We start from the raw sequence: 25,685 nt of genomic DNA, 5'->3' as shown, positions 1-25,685 counted from the left end.
TTTGCCAGTGTAATATCAATCAGCTTAATTCTCCAAGCAATTCCAAGGCAGACATAAGGCGTAAACAAAAAGGCCGAGCTTTATGGCTCGGCCTGTTGAATGACTAATAATGATACTAAATTACTGGATCTCAGCTTCGTCTAGTGGTTCATCATCTGTCAGTGGCTTACGTCTGATTTTTCCTTTTAGACGAGCACCCGCAGCTTGTACATCGGCCAAGATAAGATATAAAGCAGGTACTAACACCAGTGTTATCAGCGTTGCAAATAACACCGCGAACCCTAGTGAAACAGCCATTGGGATCACAAAACGCGCCTGCAAGCTTGTTTCAAAGATGATGGGCATCACACCAGCAAAGGTCGTGATGGATGTTAGGGTGATAGCCCTAAAGCGAGCACAGCCGGCCTCAACTACCGCATCTTTGATCCGCACACCTTCTGCACGAGCTTGGTTAATATAATCTGTCATTACCAAGGAGTCGTTAATAACAACCCCTGCGGCTGCAACCAAGCCAAACATCGACATGGTACTCATATCTAAGCCAAAGATTAAATGCCCCCACAGCGCACCGACTAAACTAAATGGGATAACCGACATTACGATCAGTGGCTGTGCGTAACTTTTCAGCGGCACAGCTAAGAGGATATATACCATCAGCATACCCGCGGCGAAGAAGAGGATTTGCTCACTGGTTTGCGCTTGGCGCTCTTCAACAGAGCCACCCAATTTGGTTTTCACACCAGGGAACTGTTTGAGCAGATCAGGTAAAATGTTGTCTTCAATATTCTTCACCACAGCATCAGGCTCGATCAGCTCTTCATCAATACTGCCGTAAACATAAACGGTTCTAAACCCATCTTCACGACGAATATAGTTGATCCCTGGCTTTTCAATAAATTCGACTACGTCACCAAGCATGACTTCTTTACCTTGTGCGGTGGTAATGATAGTGCGCTTAAGTGAAGCAAGTGCCCTACGGTCAAGCTCTGGGTAACGTACCATCACTTTAATTTCTTCACCGTCACGGATCACGCGCTGCGCCTCACCACCATAGAAGCTATTGCCTACTTGAATGGCAACATCTGAAAGTTGTAAGCCTAATTCATAGGCAACTGGCTTCAATGCTATTTGCACTTCCTTGCTTGCAGGGTCAATACTTGAGCTAATATCAAATAGCCCAGGCTGTTGTTGCAGCATGGCTATAAGCTGTCTGCCAGCCGCATTAAGCGTATCTATATCAGAGCCGAGTAGGCGATAACCAAATTCGCCTTCGCCACCGCTTTGCTCACCAACACTATCGTATACAATGATTGATTTTACTGCGGTAATTTCTGGCATCGCTTCACGCCAACGACGTGCCAACTCAAAGGCTGTAAATGGTCTAAGATCCTCTTCAACTAATGTCGCAAGTACCGAGCCCTTAGTTCGACTTTGGTTCCAAGCGTATACATCTTTGATAATGCCTTGGCCAAACTCTTGAACAATCTCTTTATCCACGTTACGTACCATCAACTCAATTGCCTGCATTGCTGCAATCGTTTGTTCATCCGACACATTATCGTTCATGGTGATTTCTATTTTCGGATAGTCTTCAGGCACTTTCGGGAACGGAATAAAGCGCACAAGATTTGAAGTCACCAAACTTAAGCTGAACACCAACATCGCAACAAAGCTCAGCAGTACAGTCCAGCGCCACTCAACACAACGCTCAATAAAACGTTTATAAGGCCCATTTACAAAGGCAAAAAACTTTTTGTTAAACGCAGCGCGGCGGCTGTTGGCACGCATTGGCTTAATCTTAGTGTGGGCGATATGCGCAGGTAAGATCCACTTAGATTCTATTAAACTGAATATCAAACATAATATAATCACGCCTGAAATTGATTTAAAAAATGCGCTTTCAGGGCCTGAAGAAAACAGCATAGGCGCAAACACCGCAATCGTCGTCAATACGCCGAACGTTGCTGGAGTCGCTACGCGCTTAGCACCAATCACCACATTCTTTACACTGTGACCTTTGCGCTCGATCTCTGAATAGGCGGATTCTCCTATGACAATAGCATCGTCCACCACAATACCCAGTACCATAATAAAGGCAAATAAAGAGATAATATTGATACTGATCCCAAGGGCTGGCATAAACAAAAACGCCCCTAAGAAACACACAGGTAAACCAATCATCACCCAAAGGGCCAACTTGAAGCGCAAGAAAAGTGTCAGCATAATGGCAACCAGCAGGGCACCTTGCAGCATATTGCTCTTCATCATTTCTAATCGTGCGTTAAGGTAGTACGTCATATCCACAATAGGTTCAAGACGTAGACCTGAAGGTAAGGTTTGGTTTTTTTCTTCTATGTATTTATGTACCGCTTGCGCGATTGGGATCATATTTTGGTCTTTCGTCGCTTTTACCGACAAGAACACCGCGTTCTCACCATTTAATCGAAAGTAGTACTCGCCTTCGGTAAGACCATCTTTGATTTCTGCAATGTCTTGCAGGTAAATCTTCGCGCCATTATCGCCAACTTTAACGGGGATATTTCTAAATTCATTTCCACGGTACATTTGGTTTTCCACACGCACCGCAATAATGCCGGAGTCTGTTCTAATTTGCCCAGCCGAAATGTTAGTTGAGTAACGACGTATAGCATTGCTCACATCACTGATAGTTAAGTTATAACGACGCAGCGCATCAGGGTCCACTTCGATGCCAATCTCGTAGTTAGGTGTTGAGCGGTCAACTAGGGAAATAGTTGGGATCTCTAATAGCTCGTCCTCAATCTCTTTCGCTATTGGCTTAAGCGCATTTAATGGCAAATTACCAGCAAGGGCAACATTCACAACATCTTGACGAAACTCCACCAACTGTACTTGAGCGGGCTCCATAGATGCAGGGAACGTCGCAATACTGTTGACTCTAGAGCGAATTTTATCTTCAACCTCGGTGAGGTCTTCATCTTTATAGATCTCTAGCTGCGCACTACCGCTACCACGAGCAGCACGGTACACCCCTTTTTTAATTTCGGTAACGTCTTTTAATGCTTCCTCAATCTTAACTAGGATACCTTCCTCAATTTCTTGAGGAGAAGCGCCTGGATAAACAGCTGACACTGTCACATAGTTAATTTCGAAGTTGGGAAACATTTGCCTTTGAATAGTCATGTAACTGATAAAGCCCATTATCAGTATAAAAACCATCAACAAATTCGCTGCTACTGGGTTATTCGCAAAGTAAGCAATAATCCCGCGCTGCGGTGCTTTTTCTATATCACTCATGGTCGCTCCTTGCTGTTACAGCTTTTCCGGCTGACTACTACTTGGCTTTGCTGGCTGATCCGTGCCTGCAACTTTTACTTCCATGCCCTTTTGCGGGTACTCTGGTGGTGTCATAACCACTTTGTCGTGACTCGTAATGCCATCACCAATCAAGAAAAACTTACCCTCTTCGCGGATCACCTGCACCTTTCGAGGCTCAAGTTGGTTGTCTTGATTAAGCAACCAAATGGATTGATTATTCACGATTTCTTGAGGTAGACGGTAGATTTGCTTTAACGTTTTACCTGCAAAGCTAACCTGTACATAAGTGCCGTACTTCACTGCTGGCTGACCAGTTGTTAGCCCATAGGGGTCTTCAATACGCACCACTAAGTTGTTCATCCGTGTCTGCTGATCAACCGTGCCCAAGTCTCTGTCTATAACAGCTTCACGGCTAAAGGCATTAGCACCTCGCTGATAAACAGTTGCAGCCAGTCCAGATACACGCTCAGGTAAAAATACGGAATCAAACCCCGCGATCGGAATAATAACTTCCGCTGTTTCAATATTATTTAAAATGCCAACCGAGCTGCCCATAGAAACAAACTGACCAAGGCCCACCTGCTTACTCACCACCAAGGCATTATAAGGGGTAATAACTTCACAATTTTCAAGATCTCTTCTAGCGCGTTGTAGTGCTGCTTTGGCTGATTTAACTGACGCCTTTGCGCTCATCACTTGGGGCTTGCGTAAGAATAGGTCGGTATGTTTTTTGGTTGGAAATCGTCTCGCTTCATCTGCGGCAACATCCGCTTGCGCTTGCTCTTCAATTAACTGCGCTTCTGCTCGTGCCAATTCAGCTTCCGCTTGGAGTACAGCTGCCTCATAATTATCTTGCTCAATTCGCAATAGCACTTCGCCCTTTTGCACTATACCACCCTCGACAAAGCTCGGATGCCAGTATTCTACTTCTCCCGATACTTGGATAGACAGTTGAGTGCTTTCAAGCGGTTTGACTTCCCCATAGCTTTGTATCACCACTTGATGATCTTGCGCGGCTAAGGTTTCCACTTCAACAACAGGACGAGAATCAACTTCTTGTTTCTCAGGCTCACTTTTAGCAACCGCATTGACGACATTAAAGCCGACAACACCGGCTATAAGCACGGTAAAGGGTAGAATCCATTTTAGAGTTTTAGCTTGCATGACAGTACCTATTGATAATTTCCTGACCGTATAGTAACAAGTTTAGCGCGTTCTCGGATGTGACATTTGTAAGAATCTGTTACACCTTCCCACCACCTCCTCTCAGTGCGCCTTAAAACTGGAGCATTGTTTATTTATTTCAAATAATTAGAACTAAACTCCAAGTTATGTACAGCGCCAATATTTCGTATCACTATTGCAGATTTCATAACAAAAAGTTTCTGTTCTAGTTACAAACTACTGGGGTTCTTTGGGGTTTGCTTGTTGAGAAACATGATAAAGTTCAAGTATAAAAATAATACAACTGGTAAATACGCACGCAACTATCATATAGATCCATAACTGCGCAGTTAAAATACCAAACGCGCGACCTATAGCTAAAGACAGTATGTATGCGCAGATCATCACTGGTATTATCAAATATGCGCGCACTTTACATTGCTCGACTAAAATATCCCTGACTTTGGCTCCGACTAAACATTTAATCGAAAAAACAGGCGCACTAAGAATAGCTAAATACCCAATTAAGCCATACATACCCGCAACGACTTGAAACAGCATTACCACAGCTATCGCTAACCCTGCCCAAAAACTCAACATAGCGGATTTGTTCAGTTGCTGCATGCGCGCCTTTATGTCTACGAGTCTCAAGATAGACTGGCTTGGGTTATGTGCCTTATAAAGCTCAGTTATCGTGTTTAATTCCAGCGAAGCATTCGCTTTTGCGCGCACGATAATATTGCCGTTGATAAAGTTAAATGGCAGGTAGGCAAGTGGTTGCACTTGTAAACTATGACTGAAGGTATTCTCAACGATGCCGACTAGTTTTATCGGACGCTGATGCCTGTCGTATAGCGTCGTGCCAACATCATTGCTATTGAGCTCCAACATCTGTGCTAGCTTTTGGTTGATGATCACCTTTTGTCCAGTATCTGTTGTACTCAAGTCATCTTGATTAAACCCACCACCGGCAATAAAACGTTGACCCGTAGTGACAAAATAGTTTTCACCAATAAGCTGTAAATAAGCCGTTATCATATTAGTACCATCGTCACCGCGACTTAATGGCTCTAAAAATACAAATTCATGAGGAATGACTGCTGCTAGCGCTGCACTGTCTATATCTGGGTGATTATTTAACGCTGCTAAATTGATCTTTGCTTGGTTATATCTCGCTTGTATAGCGTCATCGCTCCGAGCATAGTCACTTTGCTGTAGCTCAACAAAATAAAGTGATTCAGCGTTAAAACCACTATGGGTAAGTAATTGACCACCAAAATAACTCAGCAGCCAAAATGCTAGCCCCATCGTAATGGCGCCAATGCCCATTTGTGTACCAAGTAAACTCTGGCCAACCCAGTTTGGTAATTGCTTGGTTTGTCCTTTGCCCGAGCCACTGAGTTGACTACGAATATCTCGAAATGAAACTTGCGATAATGCTAATGACACAAATACCCATGCACATAGCTGACTAAAAGCGATAACACTCAGAATGCTCCACCATGGTACAGATAACCATGTAACATGAGCCAAGCTCGCTTGTGTCCAAACGCGAAATAGTCCAAGTCCCCCTTGCGCTATCACCGCTGCAATCGCTGATGACAGTAAAAATATGAACGCGATATAACACCATTGTGCTCGCTTTAAGTCAGCGCGCTTGGCACCCATTGTGATCGCTAGCGCCAGTTGTGTTTGCTTTGATTTAAAATCTAAAAGGTATAGCGAAAAAGTATTCACTAACGTAATCAACAATAACGCGACACTAGCAAAAGTCAGCCAGTGCATTGTCGTTTTTAACTGGCCTTTGAGTTTATTCACCAATGGCTGTAAGGCAAATACAAGCTCAACCCGTCCAGGTAGTCCTTGCTGAATTTGCGCCTGCTTAAATGCGCTTTGTAGGTTTGCCTGTTGCACAGCAAGGTGTAGCTCAACGTCCTTACTCTTTGGTACTCGACCAACAAGAAACACATCACTTCTTACTGCTAAATGATCCAGATCAGAGATACCTTCCCCTATGGCCAAAGCAAAAGGCAGAAAAACATCACTACCTTGATTAGACTGAAATAACTGAGGCTCTTGGTCATCACACGCGGCAACGCCTACAATAGTGAAATATCGCTCATCTAGTTGTAGTATTTGACCAATCAGCGCATCACCGGATAAATGCTGCTGAGCAAAGCATTCGCTAACCACAGCTTCATTCAACGTTTCGCCTAATGTATCTGATTGAGAAAACCACCGCCCTCGTTTAAGCGACATGTCAAATAAGGAGAAAAACTCTTGATGCACATAAGTGGTCGATACCTTGGGCTCAACGAGCGCTCCTCGAAGTAGCCCTTGGCTGTAAAATACCGCAGAGGCCTGTTCAAAAACCTGTTTATCCTGTGCCAATTGCCATGCGACGGGCGTAGACATTGCTTGCGCCATGACCACTTTTTGATCGTCACCTACCATGTCTGAACGCAGCCACATCAGCTTGTCACTTTGCGGGTAGGGCAAAGGCTGATATGCGTGCCACGATAGCGCAACGCTCATCATTAACGCAGCAAAAGATAAGCTCAATAAGATGACCAAAACCACGTTAAGTTTGGCTCGACTGAGTTGTGCATGCCAATATTTCATTACACCTCCTTGGTCGCGGTAGACTGATCTATGAGCACACTCAAAGGCATGCGCAGCAAACGTTGCAACGAGGTAAGTAAGCACACACTAGATGTAATAACGATGCCAATCGAAGCGAGTATGAAGTCGACAACAGAAAAGGGCTGTTGAAAATACCAAGACAACAAAAAAACCCCAGCTAATGCGATACAAATTGCAACGCCAAGATGTTGTACATGGGTATACAGCACTTCTATTCGTAAATCTTGAAATTTAGCCCCTACTACCATCTTTGTAGCGTAATAAGTAGACCTGAGCGACTGCCCATAGCGATAGACACCAGCTAAACCGACCACAACCAAAAGCAATACCAACGAAAATAGAAACAGTGCACCATAGGTTACTAATGTGTCAGTTAATAAATATTGCTCTCGCTGCTTAGCCAAAGACTTAAAGCTAAATATTTTTAAAGCTGGGTGTACTTGCGCTAGCAATGCTGAAAAGTGTGCTTTGTTCACCGGGATAGTAGTCTGTAATAGTATATTATTTTGGCCAAGTACCGCGTTGTAGACATGTGGTTGCAGTGGCTTTCCGGGTTCGACTAAATCGGCGACGATGCCAATAATTTCAAAAGCGGCGCTGTCATCTGTAATATTGAAACTGAGAAACTTTCCAAGTGCCTGCTCTTGTCCACCAAGTTGCTCTGCAAAGGTTTTATTAATGATGAGTTGTTGCTCACCGCTGCGCACCTCTTCACTATCAAAAAACCGCCCTTCTAATAATTCTAACGAGAAAAATTCGAAGTATTGGCTATCAATAACTCGCCCAACAGGGTGCACGCGTTCAAGCGTAGTCACCTCTTGGAGTGACCAAGTTCCTGAACCTAACTCTATAGGTGAGCGACTACGACTGACAGCTGTAACTTCAGGTAAATTGACTAATACCTCACTGGCTTGGTGCATTACCTGTTGGTATTCAGATGCGGACATACTGTCTGGCGCATACAATACCATTTCATACTTATTTTCTAAGTCCACCGCGTAGGACTGCTGTAAGTGACTCAATGCGGACAGCCCCACTTGCAAACAAAAGAAAATCAACATGACAGAAAGACTGAGCTGGCTGATGGCCATTAATGTTTGTACGCGCTTGCTGACTACCACAGCGCTTCCTTTACCACTTTGCTTTAGTACTTTCGCCAACCGCTGATAACGTATCGCAGACATACCACCACCTAGCAGCAAACCACTTGTTAGTAACGCAACCATGCACAGCGCCGCAACGCTTTGCCATGTTAGTGTTATCAGTTGTGCTTGTGGTAACAGACCAAGTAATTGTTGCTGTAGCAACTCACACAGAAAATAGCCCACAATTATGGCTATCACCACAGAGCCAAAACACAGCTTTAATAATGGCAGCCATTGTGACCATGCAATGTCTTTTACCTTGGCGCCAACAACAGCTTGAATAGCTAATTTTCGCTGGATCTGGCTGAGTCTAGCCAAATACAAATTACAAATATTCAGCAGTGCAATGGCGAGTAGACCGAGCGATGCGGCAAATATACCAACCAACAAAATAGGAGATTTACCAAGCATTATGGTTTTCAATGGAACCGCCCTGACTCCGATACTCCACCCCGCAAAGTATTCACTTTCACTCACCTTGCTTTGCCATAACGTATTCATTTCATTAGAAAGAGAAAGTGAAACCTCTCGGTGTGTTGTCGTGGGTGCCAACTTTCCCACCATTAAATTTAATGGGTAACGATTCCACCAATAAGGCTTAGCCTCTTCTGAGGTTAAATTGTATTGCCAAGGTAACCATACTGCTGTTCGGTGGGACAACATTTTTAAGTTAGGTTCTGTAAAATCCTGTGCCACCACACCTACAATGGTAAATTGTTGTTCATCAAGCTTGACGGTTGTATTGAGAATATTAGGGTCGCCGTTAAAGTGTGCCTGCCACGCTTCAAAACTCAACACCGCAACTGGATTGCTTTGGGTTGCAGGCTCCGTTATCGCGCGTCCTAATGCCAATGGCATATCAAAAATGTTAAACCACTCTGGTGATACATAAGCAGTTTCTACACGTGGCATGTGTGCATGCGAAGTTAATAACTGCTCACCGTAGTGTACCAATGCAAGTTGCTCAATTGACTCTGGTTTATGCTCGTATAAGTGCATCAAAGAGGGGTAGTTAAAAGCTTCGCTGCTTTCATCACCTTTTTCATCAAACATCGGATATTCCAGCTTAACGATGCGTTCAGAGTCTGGGTATGGCAACGCAGACAAGTACAAACTATGTAACATCGCCATTGCCACTAACATAACCATAAACACACAGCTCAACGTGGTTATCACCCCAACATGATATACCCCTAACTGAGATAAATTTTTTAGTTTCATATCACCCTCGCTAGGCACTCTGATCTAAGGGCTGTGTTGATGCGACGGTACCTAACAGTTCACCGTCAAACAACTTCACCTGCTTAGGGGCCATATCGGCATAACGGGGATCGTGAGTCACCATACATATTGTGGTGCCCTGCTGGTGTAACTCAGCAATTAACTGCATCACTTGGTCGCCACTTTTTGAGTCCAAGTTACCTGTGGGTTCATCGACAAGTAAAATCGTTGGCTCAGTTACCAGCGCACGCGCTATCGCTACACGTTGTTGCTGGCCACCTGAAAGCTGATTTGGGGTATGCTGCGCTCGGTGTGACAAGCCAACTTTTTGCAAACAAGACTCAACGCTTTGTTTTATTTCTGACTTAGTGAGTTTCTTGCTCCGATACTTTAGTGGCAATGCCACATTGTCGAACACCGATATTTCATCAATGAGATTAAAAGACTGAAATACAAAGCCAATATGCTCATTACGTAGTTCAGCAGCCTGATCGAGTGTTAATGACGTCACATCGTGACCGCCGATGGAATATACTCCGCTGGTTGCGCGCTCAATTAACCCCATAATTGAAAGTAGCGTCGATTTGCCACATCCAGAAGGGCCAGAAATCGAAATAAAATCACCTTGGTCAACGACCAGTGAGATGTTTCTCAGTGCATGTGTTTGAAGTTCTTCAGTTTCGAATACTTTATTTATATTTTTTAGCACTATCATCATGATATTCCTAATTTAATGAGATCGTTTCACCTAAGCTAGCAAGGTGTGCTAGGTCAGAAATGATAAGTTCGCTTCCAGCTGAGACGCCAGAATCTATAACAATATATTTTCCTGTTGAAGTACCAAATTGGACTGGCACTGGGTGAGCGGTGTGTTTACCGTTTAGCTTGAACAGCGTGTGAGTTTGATTGTCTTTGGCATTAGCTGGTCGCTGCACATAAATTGCGTCTTTGATGTGCTTAATGGCAATGCTCGCTGAAATACTCAGCTGCGCACGCGCTTGTTTTGGCAAATTATTGGGCAAACTTACTTCGACTTCCACTGTGTTATCTGTCACCACAGGGTCAATGCGAATAACATTGCCCTTTACCCTATCGTTTTGCATTTTTACCGTGACGACTTGACCTGTTTCAATCCAGCGTACTTGCGATTGCGGGACAGATAACACAGCGACAAGCGATTGATTTGACCCGATAAGCGTCACCATATCACCAACATTGACTCGCTGCCCTAGCGCCAAAGGCATCCGCTCTATCATGCCAGAAGTACTTGCTCGAATAACAAGCTGCTTCTGTTTGTCCAATAGGTTTTGTAATTCCTGTTCACGAATGGCAATTTCTTCATTCGCTAACGCAAGCGCTGAAGTATGTAGCGCTTCCAGTTGCTGTGAACGCTTTTCTAGCATGGTGATCTCATGCTCTAAGGTGCTCAAGCTGGTTTGTGTTTGGGCAAACGTCAGTGCCGAAATAATCCCCTGCTGGGCCAAGTCTCGCTCCGCTTGGTGACGTAGTATCAAAGTTTTTAACGCTCCTTGTTTTTGCGTCAACAGAGTTTGTTCATTGAGCAATTCTCTTTGTTGTGAGAGCGCTAGCTGCTCATACCCTGTCTTTGATTGACGCAATGCTTGCATCGCTTGCTGTACTTGCAAATCAAGGTCTGGACTAGTTAATTCAACAATGGCTTCGCCCGCCTCCACAACCGCACCAGCTTTATGGTAGAGCGCTTTTACAATGGCGGCAGTTTGTGCATTTAGTAAGTGCTGCTGCGCACTACGTAACTTCCCAAAGCTATCCACCGATAAATTCAGTGGCCCTTGTTGCACCTGTGCAATAAGCACCTCACTGCGTGCTATGCGATGTTTAGAGTCAAGCAACTGCCACACAACAAGACACATGATGATGCTCACCACAACGCTCGCGATGACATAAAATTTGGTTTTCTTAGGCTTTGCTGGTTTAACTAAATCCATTTTCCCTCCTTACAGACCATCTGTTAGGAGCGAAAACTGTGCCAAAAAATAATACCCATATATATCAAAAGCTTAAATTAAAACTATAACTCAAGGTCTAGTGTAATTTCCGATATCGTATCACCTATTTCGGAATCGGAGCGGATTTGTTGTGTTGATTACAGGGTGATTTATCTTTTGTTACATTCATTTGGACTAGAGTTTCTGACATCACAAAATGTTTTAGGTACACTCAAATTTTTATAATTTTTGGTCTAACAACATGAGAAAAACAGCATTGAGTATTGCGCTCGCTCTGACATTTGCCAGCGCGCCTAGCTTCGCTAAAAAAGACAAAAAAGAAGAAGAGAAAACCATCGCCTCGCTGATTGAAAACAAAACCAGTATCGATGCGTTATTTCCACTTTATCAAGACAACAAAACAGGTGAATACCTGATGCAGCTGAATGCGTCTCAGCTCAATACCCCATTTCTATATTTTGCACATACCGTTGATGGCGTCACAGATGCCGGTCACTACCGTGGTGGTTACCGCGAAACTAAGCTGATTGAGTTTAGAAGACATTTTGATCGCATTGATATCATCAGTAAAACTCCTCGTTTTGTCTTTGATGATAACTCAGCCATTGCTAATGCTAGTGATGCGAATATCAGTGAAGCAGTATTGGCAAGCATTAAGATTGAAAAAGCAGAAGACGATAAAATTTTATTTAAAGCTGACAAGCTATTTTTAAGTGAGTCTCTTCATAAAGTTTCTCCGTGGAAACGTGCTAACGATAAAAATGCCAGTAAACGGTTCGCACTAGGAAAGCTAGATGCGAAGAAATCACGGATCGTAAAACACCGTCCTTACAGTAATAATCTAGATATCGTCGTCGACTATGTATTTAGCAACCCAGAGCCTAAAGTCAGAGGTTCAAATGCCATTACTGACCCTCGTTTTGTGACATTAAAAGTTCAGCACAGTTTTGTTGCATTGCCAGAGAATGACTATCAACCGCGTTACGATGATGCCCGTATCGGATATTTCACCAATCAATTTGATGTGCAAACATCTCCAGATTGGACGCCTTACAAAGATGTGATCAAACGTTGGGATCTCGTGAAAAAAGACCCAAATGCAGCGCTTTCAGAACCAGTAGAGCCGATTGTATGGTGGATAGAAAATACCACACCACTTGAGTGGCGAGATACTGTTCGAGAAGGGGTATTGGCTTGGAATAGTGCGTTTGAAAAAGTTGGTTTTAAAAATGCTATTGTCGTAAAAGTACAACCTGATGACGCTGACTGGGATGCAGGAGACATCAATTATAATGTGTTGCGCTGGACTTCCTCTCCTCGCCCACCATTTGGCGGTTATGGACCTGCTACTGCACACCCACTAACAGGTCAAATTCTTGGTTCAGACATCATGTTAGAGTATGTATTCATGCGTAACCGCTGGATCTACGATTCTCTGTACTCACAGGGGCAAGCAAGCCAAAGCGCAGATCCCGAGCATCATGCCCTGCACTGCTCTTTGGGACATGAGATGCAAGGCCAATTAATGACAGCCAGCCTTGCAACAGGCGCAGACATTGAGCGTAAAGAAATGTTACGTCAAGGTCTAGTGCAACTGATCCTACATGAAGTTGGCCACACCTTAGGACTCAATCACAATATGAAGTCTTCGATTTTGTGGGGACCAAAAGAGATCCATGACGCATCAAAAACACAAGGGGTGTTAACGGGCTCGGTGATGGACTATGCACCAGCAAACATCGCGCCTGTGGGAATGAAACAAGGTGATATTTTCCAAACGAAACCAGGTCCATATGATAATTGGGCGATAGAGTTTGGTTATAGCCCTGCACTACAAGATGAAGCGCAAGAACAACTACGACTTGAAAAGATTCTATCTCGCTCTGGTGAACATGCCCTCGCTTTTGGTAATGATGCTGACGATATGCGTGCACCTGGACGTCATATAGACCCTCGAGTCATGATTGGGGATCTATCATCAGACCCAGTGACGTATGGTGTAGATCGTATGACACTGATCAACCAACTATTCACTGAGCTAAAAGATAAAGCGAGAGTCTCAGGCCAGTCACATCAGCAACTATTAACCTCAGCTAACATCTTGTTTAGCCAGTACAGCGGCCAAGCTCGAGTTATCTCTCGTCAAATTGGTGGGGTATATGTTGAACGTCAAGTAGTTGGTACTGAGAATGACACTAAGCCATTCATGCCAGTGCCACAAGCGCGTCAAAAAGCAGCAATGGCGGCGTTAAAAGACATGGTGTTTGCACCTAACGTGCTAAAAAACATGCAGCCATTATACAACTATATGCAGGCTCAGCGTCGCGGTTTTAATCACTACGGTAAGAACGAAGATCCAAAAGTGCATAAAATGGTACTAGGTATGCAAAAGTCAGTGCTTGATCAAGTGCTCCACGCAAACGTGTTACAGCGTATCAGTGACTCTGCCTACTACGGTAACCAGTATAGCCTTAACGAGTTTTTAAATGATCTTAGTGCTGCTATTTTTGTTGCTGACAAGCATGCAACAACACTAAGCCGCAACCTACAAATTGAGTATGTAAATCGACTTATTAAAGTTGCAGGTCTCACGAAAGCGAGTAAGTACGACAATTTGGCAAAATCAGCTGCGCTGTATCAGTTGCAACTTATTTTGGACAAGGACACCTCATGGGGCGCTGATCAAGCGACGAAAGCACACAAAGCGTATCTTGATCGCTTAATCACTAAAGCGTTAGAAGTGTAATAGCGATTTAGAACGAAATGAGCGTGGCGATTGCTACGCTCTTATTTTGCTATTTAGTTGCTCTAAATAACCTGAGCTTCGGATAATTAATGCCTTTCTAGCAGCCAATTTTAACGCTAACTGGTATTACATCGCTCAAGCCAATGCTGGGCGAGAGCGATAATATTGGATGCAGCCAAGCTGAGCCGCATTAGTAAGTAAGATCATCACAAACATCATCACATGTGCCACGCTGACATGAGCAAGGCTCAACTCCGCCGCTAGTCCTATTCCACCAGCCAAGAATTGCAGAGAAAAATACCTTGCACTTAAATTAGAAACATCACCACTTTTTAGCGTTTTATATGTTTGTGGCATCACACGAATAGAGCTCATAACCAGGCCAAGATAAGTGAGCGCTTCAAATACCACCGATGCGGCCAAATTGGTAATCATTAATAATGTAAATGGCAACGCCGATGCACCCAGTAACAATGCAAGTTGATTACGCTGTTTGGTGCTTGCATTATAGCGAATAAAATAATATAAAATTAAAGCACTTAGTAATCCAGTGACCACAAAAGGCAGCACCATAAAGAAACGTTCAAAAAAGACGTTGTAAGCAATAAAGTAAGTGCTTTGCGCAACACCAAAGCTCATCATCAACAGCGATACACCTGACGCACTGCGATTTTTACGGATTTTCCCAATCAAAGGAATAAAGCTTAAAACCAAAACGAAAGAGGAAACGATCGGTAAATACTCGCTCAATGCAAACTCCAAATGTATAAAATGTTGCTAAGTTAAAGTGCTGTAAAACCTTTACTAAAAAACAGTAAAATAATGATTTTTAAGGTTTTATTTTTTGAAGGCGCGCATTTTAAGAGCTAACTTTTAAAATACAAGAATGATGGCGAGATCAGTATTGAGTGTGTTGGCAAGGTTAAAATACAGGCGTATAAAAATAAATACAGGGAACTCACAATGAAATGGCTATTTGTAGTACTTACCGCGATTGGACTGCTCGGGTGTAGCTCAACACCGACTTCTTCTACAGCTGATAAACCAAGTATGACGGTTGCCTCATTATTTAATCACGCATTATTCACTCCTCAACCTGTAGTATCAGAGCAAGCTATCTTTTCACTGCCGCAGAGTGAAGTGCAAGCACTGTGGCAATATGTAGAAAAACACAAAAATAGTGACATCACCATAGATGAGTTACTCGGTAACTTTTTACAAAATAAGATTGGTGACTTTAGCTATGATGGCGCAACATTTATCGCCAAAGATGCCCTCTCACAACGCTCAGGAAACTGTATTTCGTTAGCAATTGTATCTCAAGCATATGCCAATGTTTTAGGGATAAAAACCAGTTATGCTAAAGTTGATAGCTACCCTGTTTACCAAAAAAATAAAAGCTTTGTCCTGACCTCCAGCCATTTTAAAACCAAATTGATCACCCCAAGAGAGCAAGAAAACGATAGTATGATATTTTTTTCTTCGGGTACCATTATTGACTATTTTCCCAATCAAGACAGTGTGTTTTCTGGCAATGCAAACTATGCAGATCTGGTTGCGAAGTTTTATACCAACTTGGCTGTTTCAGCTTTATTAGCAGCAGACTATGACAAAGCTTACTCGCTACTGATGGCAGCACTTGAGTATGCACCCAATGATCCAGAAACAATTAACATTTCCGCGCTGTTACACAAACACGTAGGCGATAGAGTACGTGCAAAACAAATTTACGCCTACGCAGCACAGCAGCAACTTACTAGCACTAACCTACTTCTTAATTATTTAAACTATATACCTGCGGATCAAACCGCCTTGAGAGAATCTATTTTGGCACAACTCGAGCGCAGTCCTGCCTCTCCTTTTGACACACTAACTCTGGCTTCGAGTTATATTGATAAGCAAAACTATAGCAAGGCTAAAAAGCTCATTGAGCCACTGCTATTAAACTACCACTACCTGCCTGAGATCCATGCTGAGCTGGGTAAAATCGCTTATTTAGAGGGTAACCTTCAAGCGGCATTAGTATATTTTGATCAGGCAATTAATAAGTCCAGAGAAACATACAAAAAAACACTTTATAGCGCGAAACAAAACATGCTAACGCAACTGATGATGCAATAAAGCAATATTATCAATGTACAGGGTAAATTATTTGTATATTTTGTAAATAAAAACTTTACAATCCACACAGTCGTTTCTACTTTGGTGTATGGGTGTTTAAAAAACGCGCTAAATTTGTGCGCTATAGTGCACGTAGGTTATACCAGTTACCGTAATTACGTAGTCTATTTTGAGGCAAGAAACTCTTGTCGATAACACCGCTACCGCGTCCTGCTATCGGCAAGATAAAAATTTCGCTACTTAGTTGCTCTAAGTTAGAAATTTTTACGCAGTTAACTCCTTCAAACAGAGCAACTATTAAGGCTAATTGGTATAAGACCAAATGGCTCGCAATGACCAATCACCCACTAAGCAATCTACGCTAATCACACTCAAAAGGAATAACAATGCAACGACAAATGATTACTGCCGTATTGGGTTTGGCCTCTGGTCTGGCAATGGCGCAGGCAATGGCACAGGCACCATTAACAGAAAACCAAATGATGGAATACACCAGTAAGGTGAGTAAAGCAACTATTGGTAAGAAGTATGATCTACATTTACCACTCGTATCGCAGCAAAGTCCCAGCATAGCTAACGCTTCAGCTGCAATTGTCCAGACAGTCTCCCACCCTGGCGCCAGTTATATCAAGCTACACTTTAAAAACCTGAACCTTGAACAAGGTGGCAAACTCATTGTGCGTTCAGAAAACAATGCCGAATACTACGCTTACAGCCAAGACAATCTTCGTGCTGCCACCATCGACCCTACGATATCTGATGATGGCATAACACAATTTTCAGCGATGTCGGTGTCTGCTGATAAGGTCATCGTTGAGTATATCCCAGGTGCAGGTAAAACCGATAAAATCCCTGAGATCGATTTTTACTATCATGGTGTTGAAGGTCAAAACTATCTTGAGAGTGCAACCGATGTCACTACTCTATCTACCTGTGGTGCCATGGAGCGTAAAGATGTACAGTGCTGGGCGCAGTCACACCCAGTGGAGTTTGAGCGCTCACGTCCTGTGGCTAGGCTATTAATGAATGGTAGTGGCTTATGTACGGGTTGGCGTGTCGGGGCTGATAACCGCATGTTTACCAATAATCACTGTGTTGGCTCTGCATCAGAGCTGGCAAATACTGAGGTCTGGTTTAACTATCAAAACACAAGCTGTAATGGAAGCCAACGTGAAACGGTCGTTAAAGTGACGGGTAAAGACTTCCTAAAAACAGATTACACCCTAGACTATACGCTTTTCACCATTAATGATTTCGCCAAAGCACAGCCGTTTGGCTACTTTGGGCTTGATGTGCGCAACCCATCTCAAGGCGAGCGTATTTATATCCCACAACACGGTTCTGGCAATCCAAAAGAGTTGTCAATTGAGTCAGACCAAGACAATAGCGGCCTTTGCTCTGTGAACCAAGCAAATGCCAATGGTAGGGGAACGGGCACAGATATCGGCTATTATTGTGACACTATTGGTGGCTCTTCAGGCTCTCCAGTACTGGCAGCTGCAACTAACAATGTTGTTGCACTGCACCATTTAGGTGGCTGTACTAACAAAGGTGCCAAAATTAGCCTGATCTGGCCGCAAGTTTCTAGCCACTTCGGTGGTCAGATCCCGGTTGGGGATAATGGCACAACCGATCCCACACCAATCGCTTTGTTTACCTATAACTGTACTGACCTTTCGTGTAGTTTCGATGGTTCAAGTTCCAGCTCACCCGATGGTGCCATCACACAATATAGTTGGCAGTTTAGTGACGGTGCAACTGCATTAGGTGCGCAAGCATCACACAGTTTTACAGGTTCGGGTAGCTACAATGTTGAGCTCACGATAACGGACAATACTGGTGCAACGGCATCAACTAGTCAGCAAGTAACTGTGAGCCTACCAGGTGAAGAGCAAAAGCTTTTCAAAGGTGTGGCAAAAAGCAACTTGTCGGGAAGCAGCGGTAGTGAGATGTTTTTCTACTATGATGCACCGGCGGGGGTAAATACAGTGACCTTCAATATTAGTGGCGGAACAGGTGATGCAGACCTGTATGTCCTCAAAGGTCAAGAGCCCACTACCAGCAATTGGACTTGTCGACCTTACCGCTACGGTAACAATGAGTCTTGCAATTTAAATGAAGGGGCTGGTCGTTATTGGGTGATGATCCGTGGTTACAACGCATACTCAGGATTACAGATTGTCGCAGACCATAACTAATACCGTTAGTTACAATAGTAAACTGGTATAAATTGCAGTGTAAAGCACATAGAGCGGGGTTTGCCCCCGCTTTTTTGACTACAACTCGTACCAAACTCCGAGCCAAACTCGGTTTTCATTTGCCATGTTATGCCCTTCTACGCGACCAATACCAGCACTAAAATACAGATCGGTTAAACCCGCAGGGGCAAAATTTGCGGCTCTGCCTAACACGGTTTTTGATAATGATGATTGCATTTTTATCCCGTAGCTTTGCCCAATAACGCTACTATCAACTTGATGCTGCTTATAGAATAATTTAGGTCTACCTTGCTGCCATGAGGTCGCAAATTCGTAACCCAAATAGCGACTACCTGTGGCAAACAAATAAGGTAACATTGGCTCACTTATGGCGTTCAAACCGTTACTAACTGAGGTACTTGTCAACTGACCACCGCCAAGTGAAATAGGGAGACTATTACTATAACGACTATCAACCGAAGCATAGAAAGGAATATGCCACGCTTTTGCGAATAAGTTTACTTGGTAATCAAAGCCATTTAGCTCTCCCAACCATTGACTAGCAGATACATGCAGCGCAGTACCGTGTTGCTGTGCATCCCAAACCAAATTGCCGTTTGCCCCATAGCGGCTGCCGTTCCAAACAGTGTCACCCTGTTGTATCCGAATTACACCAAATTCAGGCGTTACATTATTGAGTATGTCACCAAAACGATAGCTAGATGTGAGCGCAAATTGCTTAAAGCGAGCTTCATTCCCCTTTCCTAATATTGCATTGGATTGCTTATCCGGTGCGAGATCTTGATACCCCGCATCTAGCGTTGTTTTCCAATTATGTTGAAGGTATTCAAGCTGAGCAAACCCTCCCAATAACGCTCCATTATTAATGCTTTTCTCAATCCCCAACTGCCATGAAAGCTGCCTCAACACATCTTGTCCTTTTAATGCCACGCCAACACTGTCAAAGGCAGCGCTGTGTAGTGCACCGGATAAAGCAATGGAGTAAGACTGTTCAGATGCCGAATACGCCACGGCCTCGTGTGCTGTTTGATCTATTTTCGCAGGTGGTAGTTGATGTTTATGCTGCGCTTTTCGCTCAGCATTATCGACGGGCTCCGATACCCGAACGACTTGCCAACGCGGTGAAACAATTTGCGCCAATTTGACGCCATCAGGAGCCGCATAACTAACAAATACCTTTTGAGAGTGTACCAATACTTGCTTGAGTGGCTTTGCGTTTTTCGGTAAGGTTTCAAGTTTGCGGCTCGACAAATCATAACGCATCACTTTCATATGACCTTCAAGCCCTGAGATGAAATAGAGTTTATGTTCATCGCCTGACCAATGTAATGCCGTTAGATATTGGTGCTGCTTTGGTAGATAGACAATATCAATTAAATTGCCTGTAAGATCTTCAACTACCAGCTGCCAACGTTTATTTGGAGACACGCGCAAATAGGCTAATGTCGAGTTACTTTCAACTAATACAGGGAAATCATAGACATCACCAAGTTTTGCTGTAGTGATCGGAGTCAGCTCGCCAGAATCCAGCGCTATTTTCATTAATTGAGAATAGCCCTGACGCGATACCTCAGCGATGATAGTATTCGCATCAATAATACTAAAACGGCGAATACCAGTACCACGGGTTAGCTGCTTTAATACACCTGTATCACTTTGCCACAAGAACAAATCATTGACGAAGGTATGCTCTGAAGTTGGTGTTTTTGCGACAAAATAAATGTGCTTATCATTGAGCCATTGTGGGTGATAGATCCCACCAAAGTTATGAGAATTAAATTGTGCAAGACGCTTTTTTGGAAAGACTTCCGGTTTAATATCCGGTACGTCTTCTGGATCAGCAGCCAAGATGGCTTGATTGCGCATGTTGAATTGCTCAGCAGCTTCGTCATTGTCTTTAGCTTCATAAATCCCTAGTGTCACTCGACGGTTATGGTCTTGCTCTACCACTAAGAACCGTCTTCGATCCGGCGAAAACACAATATCTCTGGCATCAAATGAAAACGTCTGCCACAACTGGCTTGCTGTTGGTGGCAGTGCCAATTCTTGCTGCATAGCTTGATAACTGTACTCAACAACAAAGCGTCGATATAACTGATTGGCAGATTTTCCAAACGCGCCTCGAAAAGCAGTTTCAAAATTACGAGACTCAAGCGCTTGCACTCTTGTCCATACCGCATCGAGAGTCTGCGCACCATAATTATCTTCCAACCATGCTAAAAAACGTACACCCACTAAATACGCCATAGAATTAGAAAGATAAGATTTATCACCATTGTTTAACGCACCATAAGTCGGCAATGCGCCCTGCTGCGCATAGTAGCGCACAACGCTTTCACTGTAGTTGTCGTACAGCCGTCCACGACCCGTCAATCTTGACTCCAACAAAGTGGCATACCCTTCACTCACCCAGCGTGGTAGTACTGCATCCAGCAAGTCAGTAATATCGTGCCAATCACGCAGCTGCTGACGCCACAGGCTGCGGCTCGACTGAGAAAGGTGTACCAAATGGATATATTCATGCAAAATCAAAAGCTGTTGCCAGCTCGTGTTGTTTGCGATAAAGGAATCGGATTGGGGAGGCGTTGCCAGCAGTGCCATCATTGGTTTATCTGTGCTAGGTAACGCAAAGCCATTTGCCGCATTATGAGGGTCATAGATCACTACATCAGCGCGCTCATCCAATGCCCTCCCTTGCTGGGCTAGCACTTTCTCTCTTACAATTTCTAGTTCATTTGCCGCTGAATAGGCCCAGTGTTGCAATGAACGGGGATAGTGGACATTAAAATTATCAGTTTTAATGGTTAGCCATTGAGCCTGTGCACCAAAATTTGCCACAGCGACTAATACGACGAGTAGAGCACGCATAACCTGTCCTAAAACGCTTAGATTATGACTAGCTTATCAAGATATTGAGAGAAAAAGTGTGATTTTTATACTTGTTAGTCGTTAAGTTTCGTTATTGTTGCTGTGGCTGTGCCAGCGTTATAAACAGGCTGAGTACACCCAGAGAAACCGCAAATACAAAAAATATCACTGTCGTACTTAGCCCAGCTTGCCACTTTGCAGCCGCAATCAAAGTTGCGCTTAACAGCACCGCACATTTCGCTTTGGTTTGCCCTTGAGGTTGACAGGACTTGGAGTAGCTATTCGCGACAAACATAAATGCACAAGCCAATAGGTAGGTGAATAGCATATAAAAGCTCCTTGCTGAGATTTCGAAGACAACATTTATTATATGCTAATGATAACTATTATCAAATAGAAAAGATCATTTTTACTTGTCCACCTGTCTCTGTATTTTCACACACCAGTTGTCCATCATGTAGCTCCACTATATTACGGCTAAAAGTCAATCCAATGCCTTGGCCAGCAGCTTTGGTCGAATAAAATGGTGTAAGAATATTATCCAAATTAGCAAAACCAGGACCATTATCAAGCACTTCAATAACGGCCTGTTGCTGCTGGTAATACGCTTTTAACGTTAATTGTGCCTCTGTTGTGCATGCCTCAATGGCATTTTTGACTAGGTTAATCAATACTTGCTCAATCAGCGCTTTATCTAGTTGTAAGCTACTCACAGTACAATTTACTTCGATGTCAGTTGACTCAAACAAGGCTGCCACCGACGATAGCAACATCTTCACAGAGATCGGCTCTCGGGTTAACTCTGGCGTTTGTGTGACTTTTGCATATTGGCCAACGAATTGCCGTAGGTGCTGGCAACGCTGACCGATCACACTCAGCGCCTGTTTATCTCTATCATTCTGTGCTTTAGCCAGTAACGTTTGCGCTAAAGAGCTCACCGGTGTCAAACTATTATGGATTTCATGGCTGATAACTCGGATCAGGTGCTGCCATGCGGCCAGCTCTTGCTGACGCAGAGCTTTGGTAATATCTAACGCCACCAATAAAGAAAACTGCTTACCCTCTTGAAAAAATTCACTGCTGTGTAGCTGCCATCGCGACTGTTTTGTGGGATCTCGAAACTGCCAATGCCCATCCTGCTGCATTAGTCCAAATTGAGTGACATTTACGCCTTTACATTCTTGCCATGGACGATGATAAAGTGACGAAAAAGCGCCATTGGCATACGCCAATTTCAAGTTATCATCAAACATTAAAATGGGCGTATTTAAGCTGTCAATTAGCTGATAAATAATAAATTGTTGGCTATGATAACGACGCTTTTGAGTATGAAGCTGAGTACTTAGTGCCAATAGCCGTTGCTCAAACTCAGCAACCACACCTGTTTTATAGTGGGGCTTCATTGTTTGAGTAAAGTCGCTCTGTGCGATGGCTTCTAGCTGCCAATTGGCACGTGTGATAATACGCCGACAATGGGATAACACCCGCAGTTGTAAAGCGCTTAACAAGATAAAGACACTCGATACTATCACCCCGACCCATACGATGTGTAATGGAGACTGAATAAGTAATAGCAGCACAAGTATCGAGCAACTTAGGGTTAATACGGTGCAATACCAGTTGAGCCGCTGTTCGGCACTAGTTAGCAGTTTTAAGGCCATACTTTTCTAACCGCCTATAAAGCGAAGAAGCAGTTAACCCTAAGGCTTTAGCCGCAACGGCGACGTTTCCTTGAGCGCGCTGCATCGCTTGCTCTATCATATCGCGCTCGACTTGTTGTAAAGTCTGTCCAGAACCACTCGGCACGATTGAAGGCGCATGTTTAAACCGTAATTGGCAATCGCTTAGCGCAATATAACCACCTTCAGCCATCAACACTGCCCGCTCTATCACGTGACTCAATTCTCGAATATTACCCGGCCAAGTATGTTCTACCAATGCCGCCTTAGTTTCATCGCTTAATTGCCTTACAGGTTCACCATATTGCTGGCTGTACTTGGCAATAAAAAATTCAGCCAACGGTACGATATCCCCATGTCGTTCAGCCAGTGGTGGCACCTCAATCACTATGGTATTGATACGGTAAAATAAGTCTTCTCTAAACTCACCGGCGCTAACCATCTGCTCAAGATTGGCATTAGTTGCGCAAATGAGCCTGCAATCCGCTTGTTGAGTTTGACTACTTCCAACGACTTCAAAACTGCCATTTTCTAAAACGCGTAACAATTTGGCTTGCAACGGTAGTGGGATCGTCACTATTTCATCAAGAAATAATGTTCCACCTTGTGCCATCGTAAAGCGCCCTACCCGATGCTGTTTTGCATCAGTAAAGGCACCTTTACTGTGACCAAACATTTCACTCTCAAACAAAGATGCAGGTACAGCGCCCATGTTAACCTCCACCCAAGGTTTTTGAGCTCGCTCAGAGTGTTGATGTAACCAGTGAGCTAAATGGCTTTTTCCAGTTCCGCTAGGTCCTGTCAATAATACTCGCGCCTGTGTTTTCGCAACTTTTTCAAGCTGCTTATACAGCGAGCGCATCACGCTAGATTGCCACTGGAACTCTGAGGTAGTAGGCACCTGTGACATGATATTCGTTTGCTTTGCCGTGATGGTGAGTTGTTGTTGTATTGCTTGTAGTAATTGCTGGTTATCCCATGGTTTTTCGATGAAGTCACACGCACCAAGCTGCATTGCAGATACAGCCAAGGTCACATTCCCCCAACCGGTAATGCAGATCACCGGTAGCGTAATGTGCTGTGACTGTAACCACTGTAAAAAAGCAATACCTTCATTTCCCGAGGTGGTATCGCGAGCAAAATTCATATCTAACAGCGCAAGGGCAATCTTGTGTTTAGTAATGAGTGTTTTAGCAAGCTCAGGTGTGTCGGCTTCAATTACATTAAAACCCTGATCTTCCAAAAAAAATGCAGCACTTAGACGAACTTCAGCGTTGTCGTCAATAACCAAGATGGTCGGATTTTCCATAGCAGAGTTTTTATTCTTTTATTGCTTTTGCGGAGCGAAGTTACTCCGCAAAGATTTCATTTATGCCAATTTACTGAACCTGAGCTCAAAAGATGTAATATCACGCTAGCTCGCAGTTCTTTCTTGATACAAAGCAAATTTGTGCGTCAATAGCTAAACAAATTTAACGCTGTAGTAAGAGGTAACAGCTGCTAGAGTTCAAGTTATTATCCCGAATTCAGGTTGCTCAGTTATTTGCTTAGTTAAGTGAGCTACTTTTCACCGAGGAAACCTAGTCGGCATCACCACTATCACTACGACCTATACATCCTTATGCTATTTAGTTTGTACTAAATAACAACATTTAATGTCGTTAGTGTTTGATTTAGAAGTAAAGCACACACAAACACGCGTTATAACCAGCGCAGCACCGTGCCTAGTGTATGACTTTCTCCAGGTGCCAACTGTACAGCATCGTCCATAACATTCGCAGCTTCCAAGCACAGCATGTTGTGGTACTCCTCGTCATTAAAATTACTTAGGCGTTGTGACTTCTCAATCCAGGGGTTCCACAATACACAAGAGCTAGATTGCTCACGTTTTACTTCAATAATTCCAGCTGGGGTATTAATCGTTTGTACTGCGCCCGCTTGGGTATAAACCATGTCTGTTTCGCGCGCAAAACTCACTATCTCATTTTGCTCATATGGGCCTTCACCAAACTCAATATACTTAGCACCTTGTAACCCATCCACCGTGGTGTTGCCAATCTCTGGTGTCGGAAAATAGGTGTGTAAAGCTTGTGTCAGAGTGAAAGGCACATCACCTGTATTCGTATTGGTCAGTCGCACAGCCAGTTTATCTGAAAGCACAAATTCAACTGCTAACGTTGATTGATGGGGCCAATATTGCGCTTCGACCAAGGTCATTGGCAAAGTGAGTTTTACGATAATTTCGTTGTCGTTTTCTATCACACTATCAGCACGCCAGACCAATTTACGCGCGACGCCATGGATAGGCCACTCAGCCTGACTATGCACGCCAAACCAAGGCCAACAAATAGGAATACCACCACGAATTGGTTTTCCTTCGAGATAATCTTCAGCCTCAGAAACCCAGATTAAGTTGCCTTTTCCAGCTGGTGTAAACTCCGTCAGCTGTGCGCCTTGTAAAAAAATCTTTGCCTGACACAGTGCACTGTCAACCCAGATATATTCCAGACCTGACTCTGTGCGCTCAATCGAAACAGAAGGTGATAGTTCCATGGTAATTCCTACGTCAACTCGATGATATGCTTACCTTACCA

At 43.7% G+C, this 25,685-nt stretch carries 15 protein-coding genes; 3 read left to right on the top strand and 12 right to left on the bottom strand.

The window, feature by feature from the left end; genetic code table 11:
* Positions 1-120 precede the first annotated feature (120 nt).
* The 6 genes from F9Y84_RS07185 to F9Y84_RS07160 form a co-directional block, all read right to left on the bottom strand.
* Positions 121-3,276: an efflux RND transporter permease subunit gene (locus tag F9Y84_RS07185; protein ID WP_147388983.1), complete on the bottom strand. Its 3,156-nt coding sequence runs from the start codon at positions 3,274-3,276 to the stop codon at positions 121-123.
* Positions 3,277-3,291: 15 nt separating this feature from the next.
* Positions 3,292-4,461, bottom strand: coding sequence for an efflux RND transporter periplasmic adaptor subunit (locus F9Y84_RS07180; protein WP_147388982.1), 1,170 nt, complete (start codon positions 4,459-4,461; stop codon positions 3,292-3,294).
* A gap of 237 nt (positions 4,462-4,698) precedes the next feature.
* Entirely contained in the window at positions 4,699-7,083 is a 2,385-nt protein-coding gene (locus F9Y84_RS07175) for an ABC transporter permease (protein WP_147388981.1), read from the bottom strand.
* On the bottom strand, positions 7,083-9,470 hold the full coding sequence (locus F9Y84_RS07170) for an ABC transporter permease (RefSeq protein ID WP_147388980.1): 2,388 nt from the start codon (positions 9,468-9,470) through the stop codon (positions 7,083-7,085). Before F9Y84_RS07170 ends, F9Y84_RS07175 begins: the two co-directional genes overlap by 1 nt.
* Positions 9,471-9,480: 10 nt before the next feature.
* Positions 9,481-10,185, bottom strand: coding sequence for an ABC transporter ATP-binding protein (locus tag F9Y84_RS07165; protein ID WP_125250832.1), 705 nt, complete (start codon positions 10,183-10,185; stop codon positions 9,481-9,483).
* A 10-nt stretch (positions 10,186-10,195) separates the two neighbouring features.
* Complete coding sequence (locus tag F9Y84_RS07160) at positions 10,196-11,437, bottom strand: efflux RND transporter periplasmic adaptor subunit (protein ID WP_147388979.1); 1,242 nt, start codon at positions 11,435-11,437, stop codon at positions 10,196-10,198.
* 262 nt (positions 11,438-11,699) lie between these two features.
* Here F9Y84_RS07160 and F9Y84_RS07155 point away from each other — a divergent pair, with 262 nt between their 5' ends.
* Positions 11,700-14,204, top strand: coding sequence for a zinc-dependent metalloprotease (locus tag F9Y84_RS07155; RefSeq protein ID WP_128731431.1), 2,505 nt, complete (start codon positions 11,700-11,702; stop codon positions 14,202-14,204).
* A 135-nt stretch (positions 14,205-14,339) separates the two neighbouring features.
* On the opposite strand, the gene F9Y84_RS07150 is transcribed toward F9Y84_RS07155, so the two are convergent.
* A complete protein-coding gene (locus tag F9Y84_RS07150) occupies positions 14,340-14,954 on the bottom strand; it encodes a PQ-loop repeat-containing protein (RefSeq protein WP_147388978.1) in 615 nt (204 codons plus the stop codon).
* A gap of 213 nt (positions 14,955-15,167) precedes the next feature.
* Here F9Y84_RS07150 and F9Y84_RS07145 point away from each other — a divergent pair, with 213 nt between their 5' ends.
* Both F9Y84_RS07145 and F9Y84_RS07140 read left to right on the top strand, forming a co-directional pair.
* Entirely contained in the window at positions 15,168-16,325 is a 1,158-nt protein-coding gene (locus F9Y84_RS07145; RefSeq protein WP_147388977.1) for a tetratricopeptide repeat protein, read from the top strand.
* Between the two features lie 386 nt (positions 16,326-16,711).
* The gene (locus tag F9Y84_RS07140) at positions 16,712-18,523 is read left to right on the top strand and encodes a PKD domain-containing protein (RefSeq protein ID WP_128731434.1); all 1,812 of its coding nucleotides are present in this window, start codon (positions 16,712-16,714) and stop codon (positions 18,521-18,523) included.
* A gap of 78 nt (positions 18,524-18,601) precedes the next feature.
* On the opposite strand, the gene F9Y84_RS07135 is transcribed toward F9Y84_RS07140, so the two are convergent.
* The 5 genes from F9Y84_RS07135 to F9Y84_RS07115 form a co-directional block, all read right to left on the bottom strand.
* Complete coding sequence (locus tag F9Y84_RS07135) at positions 18,602-21,412, bottom strand: TolB family protein (RefSeq protein ID WP_147388976.1); 2,811 nt, start codon at positions 21,410-21,412, stop codon at positions 18,602-18,604.
* A 91-nt stretch (positions 21,413-21,503) separates the two neighbouring features.
* The gene (locus tag F9Y84_RS07130) at positions 21,504-21,740 is read right to left on the bottom strand and encodes a hypothetical protein (RefSeq protein ID WP_125250737.1); all 237 of its coding nucleotides are present in this window, start codon (positions 21,738-21,740) and stop codon (positions 21,504-21,506) included.
* Between the two features lie 61 nt (positions 21,741-21,801).
* Positions 21,802-23,073 (bottom strand): sensor histidine kinase, encoded by a 1,272-nt coding sequence (locus tag F9Y84_RS07125; RefSeq protein WP_147388975.1) that lies wholly within the window; start codon positions 23,071-23,073, stop codon positions 21,802-21,804.
* A complete protein-coding gene (locus tag F9Y84_RS07120) occupies positions 23,051-24,400 on the bottom strand; it encodes a sigma-54-dependent transcriptional regulator (protein WP_147388974.1) in 1,350 nt (449 codons plus the stop codon). Before F9Y84_RS07120 ends, F9Y84_RS07125 begins: the two co-directional genes overlap by 23 nt.
* A gap of 392 nt (positions 24,401-24,792) precedes the next feature.
* Complete coding sequence (locus F9Y84_RS07115; protein WP_147388973.1) at positions 24,793-25,644, bottom strand: D-hexose-6-phosphate mutarotase; 852 nt, start codon at positions 25,642-25,644, stop codon at positions 24,793-24,795.
* Between the last annotated feature and the right edge of the window lie 41 nt (positions 25,645-25,685).

The sequence above is a fragment of the Pseudoalteromonas peptidolytica genome, from assembly GCF_012641745.1.
Taxonomy (GTDB): domain Bacteria; phylum Pseudomonadota; class Gammaproteobacteria; order Enterobacterales; family Alteromonadaceae; genus Pseudoalteromonas; species Pseudoalteromonas peptidolytica.
This window is presented reverse-complemented; position numbering and strand designations above follow the sequence as displayed.

Bases quoted from the DNA above. Each gene is read 5' to 3' on its own strand.
- F9Y84_RS07140 (WP_128731434.1), top strand. From the start codon at position 16,712: ATGCAACGACAAATGATTACTGCCGTATTGGGTTTGGCCTCTGGTCTG.
- F9Y84_RS07180 (WP_147388982.1), bottom strand. From the start codon at position 4,461: ATGCAAGCTAAAACTCTAAAATGGATTCTACCCTTTACCGTGCTTATA.
- F9Y84_RS07155 (WP_128731431.1), top strand. From the start codon at position 11,700: ATGAGAAAAACAGCATTGAGTATTGCGCTCGCTCTGACATTTGCCAGC.
- F9Y84_RS07120 (WP_147388974.1), bottom strand. From the start codon at position 24,400: ATGGAAAATCCGACCATCTTGGTTATTGACGACAACGCTGAAGTTCGT.
- F9Y84_RS07185 (WP_147388983.1), bottom strand. From the start codon at position 3,276: ATGAGTGATATAGAAAAAGCACCGCAGCGCGGGATTATTGCTTACTTT.
- F9Y84_RS07130 (WP_125250737.1), bottom strand. From the start codon at position 21,740: ATGCTATTCACCTACCTATTGGCTTGTGCATTTATGTTTGTCGCGAAT.
- F9Y84_RS07175 (WP_147388981.1), bottom strand. From the start codon at position 7,083: ATGAAATATTGGCATGCACAACTCAGTCGAGCCAAACTTAACGTGGTT.
- F9Y84_RS07115 (WP_147388973.1), bottom strand. From the start codon at position 25,644: ATGGAACTATCACCTTCTGTTTCGATTGAGCGCACAGAGTCAGGTCTG.
- F9Y84_RS07160 (WP_147388979.1), bottom strand. From the start codon at position 11,437: ATGGATTTAGTTAAACCAGCAAAGCCTAAGAAAACCAAATTTTATGTC.
- F9Y84_RS07165 (WP_125250832.1), bottom strand. From the start codon at position 10,185: ATGATAGTGCTAAAAAATATAAATAAAGTATTCGAAACTGAAGAACTT.
- F9Y84_RS07145 (WP_147388977.1), top strand. From the start codon at position 15,168: ATGAAATGGCTATTTGTAGTACTTACCGCGATTGGACTGCTCGGGTGT.
- F9Y84_RS07170 (WP_147388980.1), bottom strand. From the start codon at position 9,470: ATGAAACTAAAAAATTTATCTCAGTTAGGGGTATATCATGTTGGGGTG.
- F9Y84_RS07125 (WP_147388975.1), bottom strand. From the start codon at position 23,073: ATGGCCTTAAAACTGCTAACTAGTGCCGAACAGCGGCTCAACTGGTAT.
- F9Y84_RS07135 (WP_147388976.1), bottom strand. From the start codon at position 21,412: ATGCGTGCTCTACTCGTCGTATTAGTCGCTGTGGCAAATTTTGGTGCA.